19 protein-coding genes are annotated in these 20,938 nt (G+C 73.1%); 11 read left to right on the top strand and 8 right to left on the bottom strand.

The window, feature by feature from the left end:
* The first annotated feature begins 469 nt into the window (after window positions 1-469).
* A complete protein-coding gene (locus ACIBAI_RS21190; protein WP_399036362.1) occupies window positions 470-1,114 on the top strand; it encodes a PASTA domain-containing protein in 645 nt (214 codons plus the stop codon).
* A 607-nt stretch (window positions 1,115-1,721) separates the two neighbouring features.
* On the opposite strand, the gene ACIBAI_RS21185 is transcribed toward ACIBAI_RS21190, so the two are convergent.
* Genes ACIBAI_RS21185 through ACIBAI_RS21175 form a run of 3 tightly spaced genes read right to left on the bottom strand, consistent with a single transcriptional unit; the run spans window position 1,722 to window position 2,897 of the window.
* The gene (locus tag ACIBAI_RS21185) at window positions 1,722-2,021 is read right to left on the bottom strand and encodes a hypothetical protein (RefSeq protein ID WP_399036360.1); all 300 of its coding nucleotides are present in this window, start codon (window positions 2,019-2,021) and stop codon (window positions 1,722-1,724) included.
* The gene (locus tag ACIBAI_RS21180; protein WP_399036358.1) at window positions 2,018-2,347 is read right to left on the bottom strand and encodes a hypothetical protein; all 330 of its coding nucleotides are present in this window, start codon (window positions 2,345-2,347) and stop codon (window positions 2,018-2,020) included. The genes ACIBAI_RS21185 and ACIBAI_RS21180 overlap by 4 nt, the downstream gene beginning before the upstream one ends.
* The gene (locus ACIBAI_RS21175) at window positions 2,337-2,897 is read right to left on the bottom strand and encodes a bifunctional DNA primase/polymerase (RefSeq protein ID WP_399036357.1); all 561 of its coding nucleotides are present in this window, start codon (window positions 2,895-2,897) and stop codon (window positions 2,337-2,339) included. The genes ACIBAI_RS21180 and ACIBAI_RS21175 overlap by 11 nt, the downstream gene beginning before the upstream one ends.
* Window positions 2,898-3,286: 389 nt before the next feature.
* Here ACIBAI_RS21175 and ACIBAI_RS21170 point away from each other — a divergent pair, with 389 nt between their 5' ends.
* The gene (locus ACIBAI_RS21170) at window positions 3,287-4,531 is read left to right on the top strand and encodes a hypothetical protein (protein ID WP_399036356.1); all 1,245 of its coding nucleotides are present in this window, start codon (window positions 3,287-3,289) and stop codon (window positions 4,529-4,531) included.
* Between the two features lie 65 nt (window positions 4,532-4,596).
* On the opposite strand, the gene ACIBAI_RS21165 is transcribed toward ACIBAI_RS21170, so the two are convergent.
* The 4 genes from ACIBAI_RS21165 to ACIBAI_RS21150 all read right to left on the bottom strand — a co-directional run bounded on the left by ACIBAI_RS21165 (window position 4,597) and on the right by ACIBAI_RS21150 (window position 9,602).
* Entirely contained in the window at window positions 4,597-5,526 is a 930-nt protein-coding gene (locus ACIBAI_RS21165; protein ID WP_399036354.1) for a phosphotransferase family protein, read from the bottom strand.
* A 340-nt stretch (window positions 5,527-5,866) separates the two neighbouring features.
* Window positions 5,867-6,148, bottom strand: coding sequence for a hypothetical protein (locus ACIBAI_RS21160; RefSeq protein WP_399036353.1), 282 nt, complete (start codon window positions 6,146-6,148; stop codon window positions 5,867-5,869).
* A 444-nt stretch (window positions 6,149-6,592) separates the two neighbouring features.
* Window positions 6,593-8,269: an SWIM zinc finger domain-containing protein gene (locus tag ACIBAI_RS21155; protein WP_399036351.1), complete on the bottom strand. Its 1,677-nt coding sequence runs from the start codon at window positions 8,267-8,269 to the stop codon at window positions 6,593-6,595.
* A 529-nt stretch (window positions 8,270-8,798) separates the two neighbouring features.
* A complete protein-coding gene (locus tag ACIBAI_RS21150) occupies window positions 8,799-9,602 on the bottom strand; it encodes a nuclease-related domain-containing protein (protein WP_399036350.1) in 804 nt (267 codons plus the stop codon).
* A 372-nt stretch (window positions 9,603-9,974) separates the two neighbouring features.
* On the opposite strand from ACIBAI_RS21150, the gene ACIBAI_RS21145 reads away from it, so the two are divergent.
* The 9 genes from ACIBAI_RS21145 (at window position 9,975) to ACIBAI_RS21105 (ending at window position 19,709) form a co-directional block, all read left to right on the top strand.
* Window positions 9,975-10,688: a hypothetical protein gene (locus tag ACIBAI_RS21145; protein ID WP_399036348.1), complete on the top strand. Its 714-nt coding sequence runs from the start codon at window positions 9,975-9,977 to the stop codon at window positions 10,686-10,688.
* Window positions 10,685-11,974 carry an ATP-binding protein gene (locus ACIBAI_RS21140; protein WP_399036347.1) on the top strand — a complete coding sequence of 430 codons (1,290 nt, stop codon included), beginning with the start codon at window positions 10,685-10,687 and terminating at the stop codon, window positions 11,972-11,974. The genes ACIBAI_RS21145 and ACIBAI_RS21140 overlap by 4 nt, the downstream gene beginning before the upstream one ends.
* 78 nt (window positions 11,975-12,052) lie before the next feature.
* Complete coding sequence (locus ACIBAI_RS21135; protein ID WP_399036346.1) at window positions 12,053-13,027, top strand: SH3 domain-containing protein; 975 nt, start codon at window positions 12,053-12,055, stop codon at window positions 13,025-13,027.
* Window positions 13,028-13,070: 43 nt separating this feature from the next.
* The gene (locus tag ACIBAI_RS21130; protein ID WP_399036344.1) at window positions 13,071-14,438 is read left to right on the top strand and encodes an FtsW/RodA/SpoVE family cell cycle protein; all 1,368 of its coding nucleotides are present in this window, start codon (window positions 13,071-13,073) and stop codon (window positions 14,436-14,438) included.
* Between the two features lie 16 nt (window positions 14,439-14,454).
* Window positions 14,455-15,912, top strand: coding sequence for a penicillin-binding transpeptidase domain-containing protein (locus ACIBAI_RS21125; RefSeq protein ID WP_399036342.1), 1,458 nt, complete (start codon window positions 14,455-14,457; stop codon window positions 15,910-15,912).
* A gap of 512 nt (window positions 15,913-16,424) precedes the next feature.
* Window positions 16,425-17,363, top strand: coding sequence for a diiron oxygenase (locus ACIBAI_RS21120; protein WP_399036341.1), 939 nt, complete (start codon window positions 16,425-16,427; stop codon window positions 17,361-17,363).
* A gap of 113 nt (window positions 17,364-17,476) precedes the next feature.
* Window positions 17,477-18,130: a TetR/AcrR family transcriptional regulator gene (locus ACIBAI_RS21115; RefSeq protein WP_399036340.1), complete on the top strand. Its 654-nt coding sequence runs from the start codon at window positions 17,477-17,479 to the stop codon at window positions 18,128-18,130.
* Between the two features lie 30 nt (window positions 18,131-18,160).
* The gene (locus ACIBAI_RS21110) at window positions 18,161-18,460 is read left to right on the top strand and encodes a hypothetical protein (protein ID WP_399036339.1); all 300 of its coding nucleotides are present in this window, start codon (window positions 18,161-18,163) and stop codon (window positions 18,458-18,460) included.
* A 112-nt stretch (window positions 18,461-18,572) separates the two neighbouring features.
* Window positions 18,573-19,709 carry an NlpC/P60 family protein gene (locus ACIBAI_RS21105; protein ID WP_399036336.1) on the top strand — a complete coding sequence of 379 codons (1,137 nt, stop codon included), beginning with the start codon at window positions 18,573-18,575 and terminating at the stop codon, window positions 19,707-19,709.
* Here the strand turns inward: ACIBAI_RS21105 and ACIBAI_RS21100 are convergent.
* The gene (locus ACIBAI_RS21100; RefSeq protein ID WP_399036334.1) at window positions 19,673-20,935 is read right to left on the bottom strand and encodes a styrene monooxygenase/indole monooxygenase family protein; all 1,263 of its coding nucleotides are present in this window, start codon (window positions 20,933-20,935) and stop codon (window positions 19,673-19,675) included. The two genes, ACIBAI_RS21105 and ACIBAI_RS21100, sit on opposite strands and share 37 nt — an antisense overlap.
* Window positions 20,936-20,938 lie beyond the last annotated feature (3 nt).

The following is a 20,938-nucleotide window of genomic DNA, read 5'->3' as shown; positions in this document are numbered from 1 at the left end:
CTCCTGCCTTCCCCATATAGTTGCCGCGTCCGTCGCAGAGACAACCCCGCCGTCTCCTCTTTGGCGGCGGGGCTCTGACGCGTGAGCGCACGCTCCCGCCCGTTACTCAGCTCGTGAACATGCGACTCGACATAGAAGGCGGCCCCACCAACGGTGGCGATGTCACCGTGCAGCCCGGTGAACTTAGCCGGCCACCCAAGCAAATCGAAATCAGCTGGGACACCTACAGACTGCATATGTTCAGCACCGTTCCGCTCCCAGATACGGACTGACACTGCTGCTCGCTGCACCCACAGCCGCTGCGCCCGTAGTCTCATTCCAAATGGTCATGACCCACCATGAGCTGCAGATCCGATGTATCCGGAAATAGATAACACCCAATCGTGTCACAGAAGCGTCACATCACCCCCGCGGCACAACTTCGCGGCGCATGATGCCCCTTGAATCTTACGCACCTCATGGGGGGACCATGAACAAGCACGCCACCGTCGCCGCACTCATCACTGTGGTCGCTCTCGCACTCACCGCCTGCGAAGGCACCGAAACCGGCAGCGGCGGCGCTCAAACGCCTACTGCCAGCCAAAGTGTCGCCAGCCAGAACGCGGCCAACCCAGACACCGACGACAACAAGGCCGAGACGGCAGCCCTCCCGGATATGGCTGGCAAGGGCCTGCAGTCCGCCCAGGACCAAGCACAAGAGGCCGGTTTTTACAACCTCACCTCGCATGACGCCCTCGGCCGCGGACGGAACCAAATCCTCGACCGGCAGTGGAAGGTCTGCTCTCAGACGCCGCAGGCCGGCGAGCGCCCCACCGACACGAAGGTCGACTTCGCCACGGTCAAGCTTGAGGAGGACTGCCCCGCCAAGGACGCAGGGACGGAAACCGAAGCTGCCGGCGGCACGATGCCCGACTTCAAGGGCAAGTCAGTGAAGGTCGCCCGTCAGGCACTCGACAGCTCCACGAGCCTTACCGTCACCGACGCCTCCCGGCAGGGCCGTATGGTCCTCGTTGAGTCGAACTGGAAGGTCTGCTCCCAGGACCCCGCCGCCGGCGTGAAGCTCGACGGGCAGCCCGTGACCCTGACGGCGGTGAAGTTCGAGGAGTCCTGCTGACCTGACCGATCCCCGTTAACTGGCCCGGTCGGCTTCTCTCCCCGACCGGGCCTTCGCGCGCCCGCGAGGAGGTGCGCTGTGGCCATCCATAACACCAACCCAGTCACCCACCGAGCTGAACGAGATCCGCCAGTTGCACGCCGAGTGCGAGGGTCACAACGAGATCTCCCGCATAACCAGCCACAACTTTCGCACCATCAGCTGCACACCGCAAAGATGGACCTCACCTTCGATTGAACCATGACCGAAAAGGCCCTCCGCGCGCAGAAGGCCGGTCTTGTAGAGCGCCGCATTACCCTCGCAAAGCCCCCAGACCAACGCGGAGCAACTCACCAAACGGCTCCGGTAGAAGTACCGGGTCTTCAACTTCGGCGGCAGCGCCAACGCGTACGCCTCGGAAGTCCTCGACGAGCCACCGGCCTGCCGCTTCGTCCGGGCTGCGGCGCTGGGGCGCCGGTCCCGGCCGAGCGGCAGACCGACTCGCGCCAGGGGACACCGGAACGCGAGGAGCCCCGTACGACAACGCCAAGGAACGATGTCGTACGGGGCCAGGCCGACTGATCGCGGGAGTCTGCTCGACCGCAACCAACCGGCGTCCGAGGGCAACTCAGGCCGCAGGTGCCTCCCGAGCGGATCCGCCGCGCCTTTCGGCTTCCAGCCCCGCCGTGATCAGCTTGGCCAGCAGTTCGGCTGCTTCGGGGCGGACGGTCCCGAGCTGCACCAACCCGTCACCGAAGACGTTCACGTCGGCCACCAGGCCAGGGAAGTCGGAGTCCAGCCCGAGCAGCACCAGCTGATCGGCCAGGGTGCCGGCGCTTCGCCGGGCGCGGTTCCAGCCTCGGACGTAGGGCACGCCCGGCATGAAGTCCTCCGCGCGTTTGGCCACCACTCCTCGCCGGTCGGTCATGACGTCAGGTCCTTCCCTCGGGGTTCCTCGACGGTGGCCGGTGCGTGCTCGGCACCGTCACTGTCTTGGCCGAAGCCACTTGCCAGGGCCAGGTGCAGGAGCTCTGCAAGGCGCTCCGCCGTGTCCGGAGACACCCGGCCCAGCTCGACCAAGCCGTGCCCGAAGGCGTTCAGGTCCGCGCGTAGGTAGGGGAAGTCCTTCTCCAGACCGGCGCGCACCAGCACGTCCCGCAGAGCGGTGGTCGCGTTCCGGGCCGCGTACCATCCGTCGCTGTCGAGAGGCGACCACATGGCGGCGTCGCACCCGTTGGCCGGCTCATCCCTCATCGGTGGTCGTCTCCTCCGGAAGCGCAGCGACCGCCGAGTACGGAGTCGGGTACCGCTCCCCGAAGTGGTCGATCCTCGCCAGGACTTCCGCGGAGGCCACCAGCGTGGTCGCGAGAGCCACCGGGCGCAACGGGTTGGCCTCCGGCCGGCGCATCGGCGCACGAAGCCACTGGTAGCGGTCACCGGACAGCGGGATGGGGCCGGGCACGACGACGGCGGAGCCCTGCCCGAGATACCGGTAGGGCGGCGGGGAGGACGTTTCGCGCTGGAGGTAGTACCTGAAGGTCTCGCGGCTCTGCGAGCCCAGGAAGAATCCGACGCGCTGGGCCTTGCGGTCCACGACCGCAGGCCCGAACGGCAGCCCGCTGCGCAGAAGGCGGTCGAACATTTCCAACCCAAGGCGCTCTTCCACGCTCACCACGTCGAAGAAGCGGCCGGTCGCCAGCAGGCAGGGCATCCGCGGGTCATCCGCCCAGATCTGCCGACACTGCGCCGGGTCATCCGCCGACGCAGACAGCCATTCCATTCCCCGCCGGGTCATCCTCTGCACGTCGTCTCACCCTCAGTCAGACTGTGATGCGGCCCCGATGCCGCCGTGCGTCCAGACTCACGGCACAGCCCCTGGCCAGGGCAGATGACGAGAGGTGACGGGGGATGACGCGTGCACGCGTGTCATATCATCCCCCGTCACCCCATCTCCGCAGACGATCCCCGACTACTACCTGCAAGAGACAATGACCAGCGCGTACATTCGGACAGGTAACCCGAGTCGTCGCACCGGCGTATGCGCAGGGAGTGAAGGGTCACGTCTTCATGAAGCCGACCAGTGTCCGCTTACGTGAGGCGCGCACGGGCCGGGGCTGGAGTCAGCCGCGGTTGGTGAGGGAGTTACGCCGGGCTGCCGCCCAGCGTGGGCATCAGCTCCCCTCGGACGCCAGCGTGAAGCGCCGCATCGCCAGTTGGGAGAACGGCCACAGCACGCCGGACGACTTCTATGGGGCGCTGCTGTGCGACGCCTACGCCACCAGCGCGGCGGAACTCGGTCTGAGCCACCAGGAGCCGAAGGACGCCGCCGTACTCGACGCCGTCTATCCCGCCAGCCCGGACGACGCCATTCAGACGGTCGGCCAGTTGTGGCGTGCGGACCTCAACCAGTACGACCCGCTGGTCACGGCGGAACCGTCCGAGCCCGCGTGGAGCGAGGCGTCCCTCCGGTGGTTGGTCGCACCGGAGCCGAGTGCTCCCAGGCCGCGCGGCGAGGGTGTCCGAGTCGGTCTCGGCGACGTGGCGGCCGTAAAGACCACGGCGGACATGTTCGCCCAGCTCGACGACCGCTTCGGCGGTGACCACGCGCGTCACTCGCTCATCCAGTACCTCAACAACGATGTGGTCCCGCTCCTGCGAGGCCGGTACACCGAGCAGGTAGGCCGAGCCCTGTTCTCCACCGTGGCGGAAGCGACTCTCCTCGCCGGCTGGATGTCGTACGACGCCTGCCACCATGGCCTCGCCCAGCGGTACTTCCTCCAAGCCCTCCGGCTCGCCCAGGACGCCAATGACCGCCGGCTCGCGGGCAGCATCCTGTCGGCGATGAGCCACCAAGCGACTTTCTTGGGGCGGTACACCCAGGCCGCCACTCTCGCCCGCGCCGCACTCATGGGCATTTCCCCGGTGGCCACGCCGACGCTGCGCGCCCAGTTCCATGCGATGGAGGCCCGCGCCCTCGCGCGCACCGGAGACGTCACCGCCTGCGAGGCCGCCCTGAACGCGGCGACCAAGGCCCTCGAAAGCCGGAACAGCGAGGACGAACCGGAGTGGATCAGCTACTTCGACGAAGCCGAGCTTGCCGCCGAGGTTGCCCACTGCTTCCGTGACGTCAACAGAGCCCGCCGGGCGGTGGTCCACGCGGAGAACGCCATGAGCGGCAACCACGTACGGAGTGACTTCTTCGCGACCATGGTTCTTGCCGACGCCCACTTGCGTGCGGGGGACGTCGAGGAGGCGTGCCGCGTGGCACTCGACGCGCTGGATCTCGGAGAGCAGCTCAAGTCCGCGCGGTGCATCAGCTACCTCGCCGAGTTCCGGCGGCACCTTGACCTGACCGGCCGCAGTGCCGTGGCGCGCGATCTTGCGGAGCAGGCGCGAGAGCACAGGCTGTGGATCGCTGCGGGAGGCAGAGCCGCGTGAAGGTCAACAGCCGAAGCAACAGCAGGGATTCGGCCGGTACGGCCCTGATCCTGCGTCACCGACACTCAGAAGGGACTCCACGAGTCGCGCCCCTCACCCGTCCGCAGTGACCGCACTCGGCGAGCGAACTCGGCAGTGGAACGCTCACTTGTGCCCACCTGGTGACCGAGCCAGGCGACCATCATCAGCTCCCGCAGGTCGGCCAGGGTCTCGTAACCGGGCCAGTTCATGAGGTCGAAGCCGTAGCGGTGGACGAACTCCGCGTACTCCGCCTTGGTGTGCCAGCCGTACCGGTCGTAGTAGAGCGTGGTCAGGATCAGGTCCCACTCGCGCGGGGCGAGGGCGAAACCATCAAGGTCGATGAGGACGGCATGGCCGTCCCGGTGCCGGAGGACGTTCCCGATGTTGGCGTCCCCGTGGATCATCCCGAAGGGCAACACGAAGTCCAGCCGGTCGTACTCCTTGGCGAGCCTGACCGCCCGTTCCTCCAGGAAGGACCGGTCCTCCTCGGAGACGGCGTCCAGACCGCCCAGCGAGGCCGACAGCTTGGCCATGGGGTCGAAGTACGGCAGGCCCAGCGACTCGGGTTCCTCCAGCCAGTGCAGCTGGCGGAGCAAGTCGGCCACTTCGCCCAGCGTCGCGTACTCCTCGCGCTCCTGGACGCTCTCCCAGAAGGTCACCACCAGGCCGCGCACGACTACGGGCTGAGCGATCCCGGCCGGCACACGCGTGGCCGGGAAGTCGACCGCCTCCAGCCACCGGGCGACGCCCACGGCCCGTTCCATCTCCGTCAGGACGGCGGGGTCGCGCGCGATGCGCACGATGACCGGTAAGGACGCCAGCCGGTACACCGCGTTGGAGCCCAGCCGCAGCAGCTCCGCCCCGGTCGCGTCCAGGCCGGCCGCCTCGCACGCCTCGCGCAGGACGACTGCCACGCCCTCCGCCGTGAACTCCGTGCCGCCGTCGTGCGGTCCCCCGCCACTGCCCGAGATCATGCTTCCGACGATACGGCGCGGCTCCGTCCGCGGACAGGTCGCCCACGTAATAGGGGCGTAATGATCTTGGTTGGAGGTGGCCAGCGGAAGCGCTCCATCGCAGGTCAGCACCCGGGAGGTTCCTCGTTCTCACCTGGGCTCCGGAGCCGTGTGCGCAGATTCGAATCCTGCCGGGGGCACTTCGCGGGAAGTCCGGAAGACCCCGTGACCAGCGGAAGCGTTGGGTGCGGGGTCTTTTTGTCTGTGCAGGCGGATGCCGCCCGAAGCAGCTGTGTGTCGGGGTCTGTGAGCTGTTCGCGGGTTGGTGGCGGGAGGGGACGTTCAGGTCGGTGGGGATCTCTCATGTCGTGGTCCGGGCTTCCACGAGCGACCGTTGCACGTCACTCACCAGGTCCCGGAGGCGTCCGGGCCGCACGCCCTCGTGGTCCATCCACTCGTCGAGGCGCGGGCGCAGGTGCCGCGCCATACCCGTCCCGTGGCGGCGCAGCACCGAGCGGTTGACGGAGATCTCCTCCTGCAGCTCTCGCCGGAGGTCGTCGGTCCAGCCCTGCGCCCGGTCGTCCGCTCCCAGGGGAGCCTTGAGAGCGGCCACCGCTTCGTCGAGGATCGTGAACAGGCCCATGGCATCTCCTGGAAATCAGCAAGAGGTGGTCCTCCCCGGCGACCGCCACGGGAGCCGGGTCCGGCCAGGACGCCGGGAGCAGCCCACCCAACGTTGCCTGCGAGTGGGCAGAGGGGCTGTCACCGGTCTCAGCCGGCCCTCGGTGAGAAGGGCTCGGGGCTTGAAGCCTGGCTGTTCCGTCCGGGAAAGTCGTGGGCGGTGAGGCGGTGCCGGGCGGGGGGTGCTGGATCGGGTCCGGGCGGTCGGCGGCCGGCAGCGGGCTGGGTGTGTCCGGCGGCGGACCGGGTGTGCAGGGCTCGCGGAGGGTGGGGCGGCCGGGGCCGGCTGGTCCTTCCCGGGTTCCTCGCCATGATCTTTCCCGTCGGCTGGTCCGGTTCCGGCGGCGGTCTGTGGTGAACACGAGCGGGTGGCGGGGGTGGGTGGCGTGCCGTGGTGCCGTGCGGCTCACAGGCCGTGCTCGTCCATCAGGCGCATCAGGTTCCGCTTGCGTTTCCGGGCGGTGCGCAGGCCGGTGACGTACGCGGTGAACTCGTCCTCCGTGCCCAGGTGGCGGTGGCAGTCCCGGATGCTCAGCAGGAGGCCGACGAGCTGCTCGTAGACCGCGTTGCCGGTCTGTCCGGTCAGCGGTTCGGCCAGGCGCAGGTAGACGCCGAGCGCGTCAGCGGGGCGGGTGGCCCGGACCCGGTCGGCGAGGGCGAGCCACTGCCGGTCGTCGGCGCCGGTGTCGGTGGCGGCCTGCCAGGCGGCGTCGACGTCCTCGTCGTCGAGCAGGGCGTCGACCAGGACGGAGCCGCCGTACCGGCCCGGTCGACGCCGCTGCGTATCGGCGCGCAGCAGGGTCAGCGCTCCCTCGCGCTCGGCCGGCCAGCGGCCGGCGGCCCGGGCGGCGTCGCGCAGCCGCTGGTACGCGAGCAGGGTACGGCGGGCGCCGAAGTGGTCGCGGCGCAGGGTGACGGCGTCGGCGAGCCGGTCCGTCTGTGTGTAGCGGTCGCAGAGGTGGTCGACGAGGGCGGTGTCGACGGCGGAGAGTTCCCGGGCGTCCCGGAGACCGCGCTCCGCCCAGTTCAGGGCTTCGTCGGGGCGTCCGGCGGCTTCCAGTTCGCGGGCGATGAGCAGATGGGTGTGACCGTTCGGGGCGAGGGCGGCCGCGTGCACGGCGATCACCGTGTCGATGTCGCCTCCCGCCTTGGCGAGACGCTCCAGCAGGTGTTTCTCCGCCCAGCCGCGGCGGTTGCCCCGCCATGCCTCGACCGCCAGTTTCCGCACCAGGGCCATGCCCTCGACGCCGAGGACGTCCGCGTAGTCGAGCGGGTCCACGTCGGTGAGGCCGTCGTCCGAGTCGCCGAGCACGTGGCCGACGATCCAGCGCGCCAGTTCCTCGGGGTCGGGGCGGGCCGCGCGGCACGCTTCGAGGTGGGCTTCGGCGAGGTCGGCGCCCACCTGTCCGAGCCGGCCGTCGGAGTCGTCGACGCTCTCGACCGCCTCGGCCAGCAGCCGCATGGCCTCCCGTGCCAGGGTGACCGCGTCGGCGGCCCGGCCCGAGCCGGTGAGCGCGCCGATCGCGGACACGGCCTGCCCGGCCTGGTCGGCGTAGGCGCGGGCGTCGGCGTACTCGACGTACCCGTACCGGGCGAACGGGCTGGTGTCCAGCAGTTCACGGACGCGGGCCCGGACCGCGGCGAGGTCTCCACGAGCGCTCGCGGCCCGCAATTCCAGGCGGCGCCGCAACTGCCGGTCCTCACCGATCTGCTCCCGCACCAGAGCGACCAGTTCGTCCTTGGACAGGGCGGACAGCCACGCGTCGAGGGCCTGTGCCCGGTCGCGGGCCGCCTTCCGCTGCCGCGGCAGGCTCTCCCGCCGGGCGAGCACCGTCAGGCCGAGGGCGACCAGGTGCTTGCAGAAGTTGCCCTCCAGGCCGTACGGGCAGTCGCACGCGCCGGACAGCCCGCCGGGTCCGTCCAGCGTCAGCTCCGCCTCGTACCGTTCCGTGCCGTGGACGCTCGCGGTGACCCGGCCGTCGCCGACCTCCACCCCGGTCACCGCGTCCAGGTAGCCGAGTCCGCGCTCGTAGGAACGGGGGCCGGCCAGTGCCTTGAGGTCCGCCTCGGTGAGGCCTCGCATGGCTCCTCCGTTCTGCCGGGGTCGCGCACTTGGCGTCCCGTCAGCCTAGGGGAGGCGGGGCGCGCGGGCCGACCGCCCGCGTACGGCAGGCCGCGGCCGCCCCTGTCCGTTCACGGGGCTCGGGCAGCTCGCGGCGCGGGGGCACGGTCGCGGGGCGCGCACGGCGGGCGGCGCCGTTCGCCGTCCGCGGGGGCGACCGCGACGCGTTCCCCGTCGTCCCCGGCAGGGCCCGTCCCGGCGGCAGCCGGTCGCCCACGGCCGTGCGGTGCGGGCGCGGGCGCCCACCGGTGTCCGGGGGTTCTTCCGCGGACAGGCGGGTCCTCGCCGGTTCGGCACGGTCACCGGACGGCGTCGGCGGCGAGCGGGTCGTCCGAAGAGGCGGGCCGGTCGTGGCGAGGGCTGGGGTCGGCCCTCGTCCGGCCGCGTGCCCGGGCTGGGCGTCGGCACCGCGCGGACGATTCCCTTGAGCAGGGTCATGACATCGGTGTCCGGGCACTGGACCGGCGCTTCCGGCCGCTGGGGCGGCCGCTCACAACCGCGTCCACGTGTTCCGGTCCCGCGCCATCGCGTGCAGCGCCTCCACGTCCGCCGGTTTCAGCAGACCCCCGAGCCGGGCCAGGCCCACGATCTCCGTGTCCCGCAGGACGCGGACCTCGCGCGGCGGGATCTCGACCGTCACGCCCGCCGGGCCGGTCAGGGCCAGGACGGGGCGGACCTCGGCCGTCAGGGCGTAGGAGGCGCGGTCGGCGGCGGCGCGGACGCGGCGCAGCAGCGGCTGCGGGTCGTGGCGGCCCAGGGCGACCAGGGGGTCGGCGATGCGGACCCGCTGCTTGCGGGCGTACAGGGTGTGGACGGCGAACAGGCCGCCGGGGCCGATCGCCAGGTGGTGGATGCGGTCGCCGCCGGGGAGCGGGACGGAGTGCAGGGTGTGCCAGCCGGCGCCGTCGATGCGGTCCAGGGCCTCCCCCACCGTCTGTTCCGCCTCCAGCGCCCGGCGGCGCGGGTCCGGGCGGAGGAGGCGGGCCGGGCCGGGGTCGCGGTCGAGGGCGACCAGCAGGGCCTCGCCGGGGCGGTTGGGCGCGAGGTCGTCGTCCGGGTGCAGGGAGAGGCGGGCCAGTTCCGCGGGGGTGGGGACGGGGGGCGGCCCCACCGCGACCGGGCCGGTGAGGAAGGGGCGCAGCGCTTGCAGCACGTCCTCCCTGCGGTCCTCGCTGAGCAGGTTGACCCGGGCCGCCTCGCGGTCGTACCAGGCGACGTTCCGGCCGTCCGGGTGGCAGACGTAGAGCCGTTCCCGGCCGTGGCGCCAGGTCGGTATGACGCGCAGTGCGCTCATACGGCATCACCCCATGACCATGGGAACAGGCGGGGTGCTCCGCGTGCAAGGACCCGGCTGTCCTTGGCGGGCAGCCGGGCGGGAGGGCGGGGAGGCGCCGTCGCGTGCCCGCGGGCGGGCCCGGCCACGGCCCGGTTGCCGGAGGGGCCGGCCGAGCAGCGGTGCGCGGTCCGCTCGGCGGCGCCCCGGACGCGCAGAAGGGGCCTTCCCCGCGAATAAGGTGTACGGGATCTCCGGTCGCCTCGGCCTGCCGGTCCGCTGCCCCGCCGGCCTGCTGAGCCGGCGGGGCAGCGGACCGGCGGGGCAGCGGGCCGACGGGCCGGCAGCACGACAGGACAGTTGGACGACAGGACGAAGGTCGACAGGAGCACAGTGCCCTTGAGCCGCCTCTTCCGCGCCGGCCGCGCCGGTACCGCACTCGCCGTCGCCCTTGTCCTGGCGGCCGCCGCGGGCTGCGGCGACACCGGAGGGCTGCGGAACGCCGGGGCGACACCGGCCGCGACCGGTCCGGCGCGGCTGTGGCCGGAGCTGACACCGGCGTCGAGCCCGGCCTTCGAGATCGGCGAGGTGGACACCGAGGTCGTCGAGGGCGTCGCCGTACCGGGCGACGGCATCCGCGCGGTGGACCCGGTGGCGGTCGTACGCGCCGAGATCGCCGCGCGGCCGGACGAGTACGGCGGCCCCGGGGCGCCGTACCGCGGGACCGCCGAGCGGATGGACGACTGCGCCGGGGGCCGCGCGGGGTGCCCGGTCCTCGATCCGTACTACCGGGATCTGACCGGCGACGGGCGGGACGACCTCACGCTGGGCTTCCGGCTGCTGCCCGGCAGCACCACCGCGGTGCGCGTCTACACCGCCGACCGGCACCGGCTGGTGCAGGTGATGGCGTGGGAGGACGCGGTGAGCGGGGTCGAGCTGACCGGCCGGTCCCTGATCATCCGCTCGCCGTCGGAGGTGGCGGGGTACGAGTACCGGCTCACCTGGACCTGGGACGCCGACCAGCGCGCGATGCTCCTCACCCACGACGAGATGCTGCGCACCGGTCCGCGCACGCACCCGCCCCGGCCCTCCGCGAGCGCCCGGTGAGACGGCCCCGGGCGCTCGCGCTGCCCCGGTGGGCGGGCCGGCTGGCGGTGCGGGCCGCCGGCCTCGTCACGGTGATGTGCTGCGCGCTCGCCGCGCTGCTCGGCGTCCTCGTGCACGTCTCGGTGACGAACCAGACCGTCGGGCAGGCCCGCGAGCTGGCGCTGCAGCGGCTGGCGCGGGCGACGGACGCGTTCGAGTCCGGGGACGCGCTGGGGCCGGGCGCGGGCCTCGACCCGCCGGGACTGCCCCGGCCGCTGCGGGAGCTGGCGGCGGCCGGGGACCGCGGCACCATGGTCGCCGACCACGACGGGCGCCCCACGATGTGGGCGGCGGGCCCCGCCGACCGCGGCCGGGTCCTCGCGGTCGAGGTCGACTACGCGCAGGGCGAGCGCACCATCGACGGCCTCGACCGGGCGATCGTGTGGTCGTCCGCGCCGGCGATCGGGGCGACGGTGCTGGTGGGGGCGTTCGCGGTGACGCGGGTGACGCGGCGGCTGCACGCCACGGCCCGGGTGGCCCGGCGGATCAGCGCGGGGGACCTGGACGCGCGCGTCGGCGATCCCCGCACGAAGGACCCGGCGCGCCCGCAGGACGAGGTGGCCGCGGTCGCCGCCGCACTGGACTCCATGGCGGCGTCGCTGCAGGGCAAGCTGCTGGCCGAGCAGCGGTTCACCGCGGACGTGGCGCACGAGCTGCGCACCCCGCTGACCGGGTTGCACGCGGCGGCCGAGCTGCTGCCGCCGGGCCGCCCGACGGAGCTGGTCCGGGACCGGGTGGCGGCGTTGCGCACCCTCACCGAGGACCTGCTGGAGATCTCCCGGCTGGACACCGGGCGGGAGCGGCTGGAGGTGGGCACCGAGCGGCTGGGACCGCTCGCCGAGCGGGTGGTGCGGGCCTCGGGGACCGGCACCGGGGTCAGGATCGTCCGGGACGTGGCGGTCGAGACGGACCGGCGGCGGCTGGAACGGGTGCTCGGCAATCTGGTCGCGAACGCGCACCGGCACGGGCGGGCGCCGGTGGAGCTGACCGTCGACGGACCGCGGGTCACGGTGCGGGACCACGGGGACGGGTATCCGGAGTACCTGCTCGCGCACGGACCCCAGCGGTTCCGCACCGAGGGCGGGGCCAAGGGGCACGGGCTCGGGCTGACCATCGCGCTGGGGCAGGCGGAGGTGCTGGGCGCCCGGCTGGAGTTCGCGAACGCGCCGGACGGCGGGGCGGTCGCCACGCTGACACTGCCTCGGACACCTCCCGCCCGCGGGCTTCTCCCTGATGGCGCAGTGTGACGGGCGCCGCCCGGACGCCGCTCCTAATGTGGCGATGAGTCACCTTTGACTTCTTCATCCTCTTCCGGAGGTACTCCCATGACTCTGCGCTCCCCCCTCGCCCGCCGCATCGCCATAGTGGCCGCCGCCGGCGCCCTCGCCGCCGCGGCCACCGTCACTCCCGCCGTCGCGGGTGACGGCCGGGGCGGCGATCCCTACGCCAACGGCTTCAACGGCGGCGGGAACGGCGGCTTCGGCGGCGGAAACGGCAACTTCACCGGCGGCGGCAACGGCAACTTCGGCGGTGGGCACGGCGGCTTCAACGGCGGTGGAAACGGCGGCTTCGGCGGCGGGAACGGCGGCGGCAACGGCGGCAACTTCAACGGCGGGAACGGCAACTTCAACGGCGGCGGGAACGGCGGCTTCGGCGGCGGGAACGGCGGTGGGCACGGCGGCTTCAACGGCGCTGGAAACGGCGGCTTCGGCGGCGGAAACGGCGGGCACGGCACCTCCACCGGCGGAAACGGCAACTTCAACGGCGGCGGAAACGGCAACTTCAACGGCGGCGGGAACGGCGGCTTCAACAGCGGCGGCAATGGCGGCAACTTCAACGGCGGTGGAAACGGCGGGCACGGCGGCTTCACCGGCGGCGGGAACGGCGGCTTCGGCGGCGGGAACGGCGGCGGCGGGAACGGCGGGCACGGCACCTCCACCGGCGGAAACGGCAACTTCAACGGCGGCGGGAACGGCGGCGGCGGAAACGGTGGCCTCGGCGGCGGAAACGGCGGGCACGGCGGTGGGAACGGCGGCGGCGGAAACGGCGGCGACCACCACGACTCACGCTTCACCAGAGGCGTCGTCACGGCGAGCACGCTGGTCCTGCGCAGCGCCCCGAACCGCGGCTCCCAGACCATCCGCTACGCCCATCGGGGCGAGGTGGTCAGGATCTACTGCATGACCGGCGGCGAGTCAGTGGAGGGCAACCGCCTGTGGTATCTGCTCGCGGACGGCACCTGGGCCTGGGGCTCGGCCCGCTACATCGACACCGCCGGACACAAGCCACGCTGGTGCTGAGCCACACCGCACGCACCCCCCACCAGGTGAGCGGGTTCCGGACATGACCAGGGTCGGAACCGCTCCCGCTCCGGTGCGGGCGGGCGCCCCCGCCCGCGCCGTGCGTCTCCCCCGGCGCCGCGGCGTCGAGCTCGCCCTGATCGTCCTGGCCGTGCTGCTGCCGGTGTACGGCTACTGCGCCGTCGGCCTGGCCGCCCGGGGCGCCGTCCCGCCCGGCGCCGTCGGTTACGGCGCCGGGCTCGGCGTGCTCGCGCTGGTCGCGCACGGCGCGGTGCGCCTGCGGGCCCCGTACGCCGATCCGGTGCTGCTGCCGATCGGCGTGCTGCTCAACGGACTCGGCCTGGTGCTGATCTACCGGCTGGACCTGCGGACGCCGGGCGACCGGGCGGCGCCCGCCCAGCTGGTGTGGTCGACGCTGGGCGTGGCGCTGTTCATCGTCGTCGTGCTGCTGCTGCGCGACCACCGCCTCCTGCAGCGCTACACGTACGTCTGCGTCGCGGCCGCGCTGGCCCTGCTCACGCTGCCGATCTTCTTCCCGGCCGTGAACGGGGCCCGCATCTGGGTCCGGATCGCCGGGTTCTCCATCCAGCCGGGCGAGTTCGCGAAGGTGCTGCTGGCGGTGTTCTTCGCCGCGTACCTGGCGGCGAACCGCAACGCGCTGGCGTACGCGGGCCGCCGCGTCGGGCGGCTGCAGCTGCCGACCGGCCGCGTGCTGGGGCCGATCCTCACCGTCTGGCTGGTGAGCGTCGGCGTGCTGGTGCTGGAGCGGGACCTCGGCACCTCGCTGCTCTTCTTCGGCCTGTTCGTCGTCCTGCTGTACGTCGCCACCGGCCGCACCGGCTGGATCGCCGTGGGCCTGCTGCTGGCGTCGCTGGGCGCGGTGGCCGTGGGCCGGCTGGAGCCGCACGTGCACGGCCGGATCCAGGACTGGCTGCACCCGTTCGCCTCGATCGAGGCGGGGCAGGGCCCGGACCAGCTCGCGCAGTCCCTGTTCGCCTTCGCGGCGGGCGGGGTGCTCGGCACGGGGCTGGGGCACGGCCACTCCTTCCTGATCGGTTTCGCCGTCAAGTCGGACTTCATCCTGGCCACGGCCGGGGAGGAGCTGGGCCTGGCCGGTCTGTGCGCGCTCTTCCTGCTGTACGCGCTGCTGGTGGAGCGGGGGTTCAGGGCCGGGCTCGCCCTGCGGGAGCCGTTCGGCCGGCTGCTCGCGGTCGGGCTCGCGTCGCTCGTGGCGCTGCAGGTGTTCATGATCGCCGGCGGGGTGACCGGTCTGATCCCGCTGACCGGCATGGCGATGCCGTTCCTGGCGCAGGGCGGCTCCTCGGTCGTCACCAACTGGGCGATCGTGGCCCTGCTGATCCGGGTCAGCGACGCGGCGCGCCGCCAGTACGACGGGCGGACGGCGCCGTGAGGGGCGGGGAGGCAGGATGACCCGCCACATCCGGCACGCCGCCGTCTTCTGCGCGCTGCTGCTGCTCGCCCTGCTGGTGAACGCGGCCCGGGTCCAGGTCGTGCAGGCCCCGGCGTACGACGGCAACCCCGCCAACCGCCGGCCCGCCATCGCCCGTTACCAGCAGCCGCGCGGCGACATCCTGGTCGGCGACGAGCCGGTCACCGGGTCCCGGGACACCGGCGAGCACCTGCGCTACGAACGGACCTACCGCAACGGCCCCCTGTACGCGCCGGTCACCGGCTTCTCCTCGCAGGCGTACGGGACGACGCTGCTGGAGCACACGGAGGACGGCGTGCTGTCCGGCACGGACCCGATGCTGGCGCCCCTGCCGCTGTGGCGGGACGTCAGCCGCGCCCGGAGCCGGGGCGGGAACGTGGTGACGACCATCCACCGGGCCGCGCAGGAGGCGGCGTACGAGGGGCTGGGCCGGCACAAGGGGGCGGTGGCCGCGGTCGAGCCGTCGACCGGGCGGATCCTGGCGCTGGTGTCCACGCCGTCGTACGACCCGCAGGTGCTGTCCGGGAACGGGGCGGCCGTCACCCGGTCCTGGGAGGCGCTGAACGGCGACGCGGACAAGCCGATGCTCAACCGGGCGGTGCGGCAGACCTACCCGCCGGGCTCCACCTTCAAGGTGGTCACCGCGGCGGCGGCGCTGGACGCGGGCGTGGTCACCGGCCTGGACCGGCGGACCCGCTCGCCGGACCCGTACCGGCTGCCGGGGACGAGGAAGTGGCTGACGAACCGGGCCGGCGGGTGCCGGAACGCCTCGCTGCGGCAGGCCTTCGAACGGTCCTGCAACACGGTGTTCGCACAGCTCGGCGTGGCCGTGGGCATGCGGGGCATGGCGGCCGCGGCGGCGGGCTTCGGGTTCGGCGACGACGGGCTGCGGGTCCCCTTCGCGGTGGCGCGCAGCACCTTCGACACCTCGGCGGACCCGGCGCAGCTCGCGCTGTCGTCGATCGGGCAGTACAACACGCGGGCCACGCCGTTGCAGATGGCGATGGTGGCGGCGGCCGTGGCGAACCGGGGGCAGGTCAGGACGCCGTACCTGGTGGAGCGGACGACGCGGGCCGACGGCGGCACGGTGTGGGCGGCCGGCCCCCGCCCGGTCCGGCAGGCGATGCGCCCGTCGACGGCCGCGCTGCTGAAGGAGCTGATGACCGGTGTGGTGGAGAAGGGCACCGGGGCGCGGGCCGCGATCCGCGGGGCGACCGTCGGCGGCAAGACCGGCACGGCCCAGCACGGCGTCGGAAACTCCGGTACGCCGTACGCCTGGTTCGTCTCCTGGGCGCACGGCGACCGCGATCCGGAGGCGCGGGTGGCGGTCGCGGTGGTGGTCGAGGGCGGGTCGGCGCGGCGCGGGCGGATCACGAGCAGCGGGGTCGCGGCGCCGATCGCGCGGGCGGTGATGGAGGCGGTGCTGGACTCGTAGGCACGGGCGCCCGTCCGATGGGACGGGGGTTTCGGAGTGCGCGCGTCCGGCCCGCCGTCCGGTCATGAACGACGCCGTCCGCGGACTCGCCCGGGCCGGCGTCGTCCGTCTCGGCCTCCCGCCGGACCCCCGCGGCTGACGGGCTTCGTCGACGGCCTCGGCCCGGTGGACGCCGGCGCCGTACGCGTTCACGCCGCGGACGTCGTCCCCGCCGGGGGCGGCGGAGCCGGCGGCCGGCGAGGCGCCAAGGGGCTGGGCCGCTCGGCCCGAGGCCCTTCCGGCGGGTCCGCGTGGCGGAGGGAGCGGCGGCCGGCGGCGAGGCCGGCCTCGGCGGCGGGCGGTGTCCTCCGGGAGGAGCCGCGTGTCCCCGGGCCCGCGCCGCCGCTCGGGGCCGGTGCCCGGCAAGTGACGCGCGGGGGATTGACGAGCTTGCTGACAGGCAGTCTCATAAGGACCATGGTGTGACCGCGGGTAACCCATTCGCACATCCCGTACGACGAGGTGGGACAGCCATGACGACCCTGACGGAAGCCGACGCGCTGGAAGGGCTGCGCGACGCGCTCGGCCTGCTCAAGGACCGGGAGCAGGTGGCCCAGCGGCTGCTGGCCTCCTCCGCCAAGCACTCCTTCGACCCGGACCAGGAGCTGGACTGGGACGCGCCCTTCGAGGAGGGCAAGTGGTTCTGGCCGCCGGAGCTGGTGTCGCTGTACGACACGCCGCTGTGGAAGCGGATGAGCGAGGAGCAGCGGATCCTGCTGTCCCGGCACGAGTCCGCGGCGCTGGCCTCGCTCGGGATCTGGTTCGAGATCATCCTGATGCAGCTGCTGGTGCGGCACATCTACGACAAGGCGGCGACGAGCGCGCACGTGCGGTACGCGCTGACCGAGATCGAGGACGAGTGCCGGCACTCGAAGATGTTCGCCCGGCTGATCGCCCGCGGGGGGACGCCGTGGTACCCGGTGAGCCGGGTGCACCAGCAGCTGGGGCGGGTGTTCAAGACGATCTCCACCACGCCGGGCTCCTTCACCGCGACGCTGCTGGGCGAGGAGGTGCTGGACTGGATGCAGCGGCTGACGTTCCCCGACGAGCGGGTGCAGCCGCTGATCCGGGGCGTGACGCGGATCCACGTGGTGGAGGAGGCGCGTCACGTGCGGTACGCCCGCGAGGAGCTGCGGCGGCAGATGGTGACGGCGCCGAAGTGGTCGCAGGAGTTCACCCGGATCACCTCCGGCGAGTTCGCCCGGGTGTTCTCGGTCGCCTTCGTCAACCCCGAGGTGTACACCAACGTGGGCCTGGACCGGCGGGAGGCCGTGGCGCAGGTCCGGGCCAGCGCCCACCGCCGGGAGGTCATGCAGAACGGCGCCCGGCGGCTGACCGACTTCCTGGACGACATCGGGGTCCTGCGGGGCGTCGGGCGCCGCCTGTGGAAGTCGTCCGGGCTCCTCGCCTGACGGCGGCCGGCGGGCGGGGCGGAGGCGGGGCCCGTTCCCGGGCCCGGCGGGCGGGGCGGGGGCCGGGGCTCGTCCCCCGGTCCGGCCCGTGGGCACCGGTTACCCTGCGGGACATGAGCCCGCAGGCACCCACCCCCGCCTACCGCCGTCTCAGCGTCGAGGAACGCCGCGGCCAGCTCCTCGACGCCGCCCTCGCCCTGTTCGCGCACCGCGCCCCGGAGGAGGTCTCCCTCGACGACGTGGCGGAGCGGGCCGGGGTGTCGCGGCCGCTGGTGTACCGGTACTTCCCGGGCGGCAAGCAGCAGCTGTACGAGGCCGCGCTGCGGTCCGCCGCCGACGAGCTGCGGCACTGCTTCGACGAGCCCCGCGAGGGCCCGCGGCTCGTCCGCCTGGCCCGGGCCCTGGACCGCTACCTCGCCTTCGTCGACCAGCACGGCACCGGCTTCAGCGCCCTGCTGCGGGGCGGCGGCGTCGCCGCGACCTCCCGGACCACGGCCATCGTGGACGGCGTGCGCCGGGCCGCCGCCGAGCACATCCTGAGCCACCTCCAGGTCGCCCGGCCCGGCCCGCGGCTGCGGATGACGGTCCGCATGTGGATCACCGCGGTCGAGGCGGCCTCGCTGATCTGGCTCGACGAGGGCAAGCAGCCGCCCGCCGACGAGATGCGGGACTGGCTGGTCGAGCAGTTCGCGGCCGCGCTGGCGGTCACCGCGCGGCGTGACCCGCAGAGCGCCGCGCTGGCGAAGGCCCTGGCGGCGGATGGCTGACCCGGGTGCCGCGCGGCGCACACTGGTGCCGTGAAGAGCGAAGACACCCCTTTCGAGGGCGGGCCCATGGACGGGCGGGTGCTGCCCGTGCTGCTGGGCATCACCGGGCACCCCCCGAAGACGTACCGCATTCCCGTCCCGGACCCGCGGGGCGGGCCGCCCACCGTGCTCGTCTACCGCCGGGTGGAGCGCGGGCAGGGCCGGCCCGGGCTGACGCGGCGGTGGAAGTACGTCCACGACCCCGAGGGCCGGCGGGGCCGTGTGCGGCGGTGGCCCTGGTCGAGGCCGGACACCGCGCCGGGCGGCAAGCCGGACGCCCCGCACGGGTGACCCCGTTGCGCCGAACCGCGCACACCCGGCGCGCGGGCCGCCCGCATCCGTGGTGATGCTCGCGGTGCGGAGGAGAGCGGACCGGCCGCCCGCCCGCACCGGAGGTGATGACGTGTCAGGGAGGCTTCTGCGTCTGGTCGGTACGGCGGCGGCGGCCGTGATCGCCCTCGCGCCCGTGCCCGCGGCGGCCGACCCCGGGCCCGGCGACCGGTCCCTCGCCGAGCTGCTGACGGACCTTCAGCGGCTGTACCGGGAGGCCGAGCGGGCCACCGAGCGCTACAACGCCACCGAGGAGAAGCTGGCCAGGCAGCGCGCCGAGGTCGAGCGGCTGGACGCCGAACTGGCCCGTACCCGGCTCTCCCTGCACGACAGCCGCGGGGCGGCGGGACGGCTGGCCCGGCAGCAGTACCAGAGCAGCACCGACATCTCCCCCTACGTACGGCTGCTGCTGGCCCGCGATCCGCAGCGGGCGCTCGACCAGGGGCGCGTGATCGGGCGGCTGGCGCGCGAGCGGGCCCGGACGGTGGGCCGTCTGACCGGCAGCGAGCACCGGGCCGACCTGCTCGCCCGCCGGGCCCGGGAGGCCCTCGACGAGCACCTGGTCCTCACCGAGCGGCGCAGGAAGGAGCGGGACGGCGTGCGGGAGCGGCTCGGCGCGGTCGAGGAGCTGCTGGCGTCGCTCAGCGCGGAGCGGCTGGCCGCGCTCGCCGCGTTCGAGCGCGGCGGGATCGCAAAGGCGCAGCGGAGGTTCCTGGCGTCCGGGACGCTCGGCGACGACGGCAGGCCGAGCCGGGAGGGCGAGCGGGCCGTGCGCTTCGCCGTGGAGCAGCTCGGGAAGCCGTACCGGTGGGGCGCGGAGGGACCGGAGTCCTACGACTGCTCGGGGCTGACCTCCGAGGCCTGGGAACGGGCCGGGGCGCCGATTCCGCGCACCAGCCAGGAGCAGTGGGCGCAACTGGCGCGGATCCCGCTGAGCGAGCTGCGGCCGGGGGACCTGGTCGTCTACTTCCCCGAGGCCACCCATGTCGCCCTCTACCTCGGCGACGGGCTGGTCGTGCAGGCGCCGCGGCCGGGCGCGCGGGTGAAGGTGTCGCCGATCGCGGCCAACCCGGTGCTGGGCGCCGTGCGGCCGGATCCCGGCGGGGAGCCCCTGCGGCACTACGTGCCGCCGAAGCTCCCCGAAGGGGCCATGGCGGGGTCCGACGAGGGCTACTACGCGCCCGCGGCGCCGGAGACCTCCATCAGGTAGCCCTCCGTCTTCGCCGGGTCGTAGAAGAAGTTCTCGAAGTCGGCCGGGTTGTTGAAGCCGTTGGCGAAGCGGTCGGCGACCGGCTGGAGCTGGCCGGCGGCGCCGATCAGGTTCAGCACGTGCTCGGGCGGCGGGGCGAGCATGGTGTTCGTCCACTTGGTGACGTGCCGGGCCGTCTCCCAGTAGCGGTCGAAGGTCTGCTGCATCCACTCCTCGTCGAACGGCTTGTCGCCGTGTTCGAGGATCGAGGCGAGGTAGGCGGCGGCGCACTTGGAGGCCGAGTTGGAGCCCTGGCCGGTGACGGGGTCGTTGGCCACGACCACGTCGGCGACGCCCAGGACCAGGCCGCCGCTCGGCAGCCGGCCGATCGGCTTGCGGACGGTGGGGGCGTAGCGGCCGGAGAGGGTGCCGCCGGCGTCGGTCAGTTCGACCTTGGTGGCCCGCGCGTACTCCCAGGGGACGAACTTCTCCATGAGTTCCAGGGTCAGGGAGAGGTGCTCCGCCGGGTCCTTGACGCCGTGGAAGACGTCCAGCGGGCCGCCGGGCACGCCCTCCCAGAACAGGATGTCGGCGCGGCCGGAGGTGGTCAGGCACGGCATCACGAACAGCTCGCCGACGCCGGGCACCAGGTTGCAGCGGACCGCCTCGGTGTCCGGGTGCTCCGGGCGCGGGGCCAGACCGTGCACGTACGACACGGCCAGGGCGCGCTGCGGCTCGCTGTACGGGGAGCGCTCCGGGTCACGGGCGAACATCTGCACCAGCTCGCCCTTGCCCGCCGAGACCAGCACCAGGTCGTAGGCGCGGGAGAAGTAGTCGAGGTCGCCGACCGCCGCGCCGTGGATGACGAGCTGGCCGCCGCGCTGCGCGAAGGTCTCCATCCAGCCGGCCATCTTCACCCGCTGGTCGACCGACTGCGCGAACCCGTCGAGCCGGCCCAGCCAGTCGATCGCCCGCTGCGTCGGCCCCGGGTCGTGCGAGCCGGGGGCGGCCACCGAGACGCCGAGACCTTCGATCCTGGGAGCCTGGGACTCCCAGAAGTTCAGCTTCAGGTCGCGCTCGTGCTGGAGGGCGGTGTGGAACATGCACTGCGTCGACATGACCCGGCCCGAGCGGATCTCGTCCGCGGTCCGGTTGGACATCAGGGTGACCTCGTACCCGTGCGACTGGAGGCCGAGGGCGAGCTGGAGACCGGACTGGCCGGCTCCGACGACGAGTATCTTCCGCATGCG

Source organism: Streptomyces sp. NPDC051041 (assembly GCF_044456065.1).
Taxonomy (GTDB): domain Bacteria; phylum Actinomycetota; class Actinomycetes; order Streptomycetales; family Streptomycetaceae; genus Streptomyces; species Streptomyces glaucus.
This window is presented reverse-complemented; position numbering and strand designations above follow the sequence as displayed.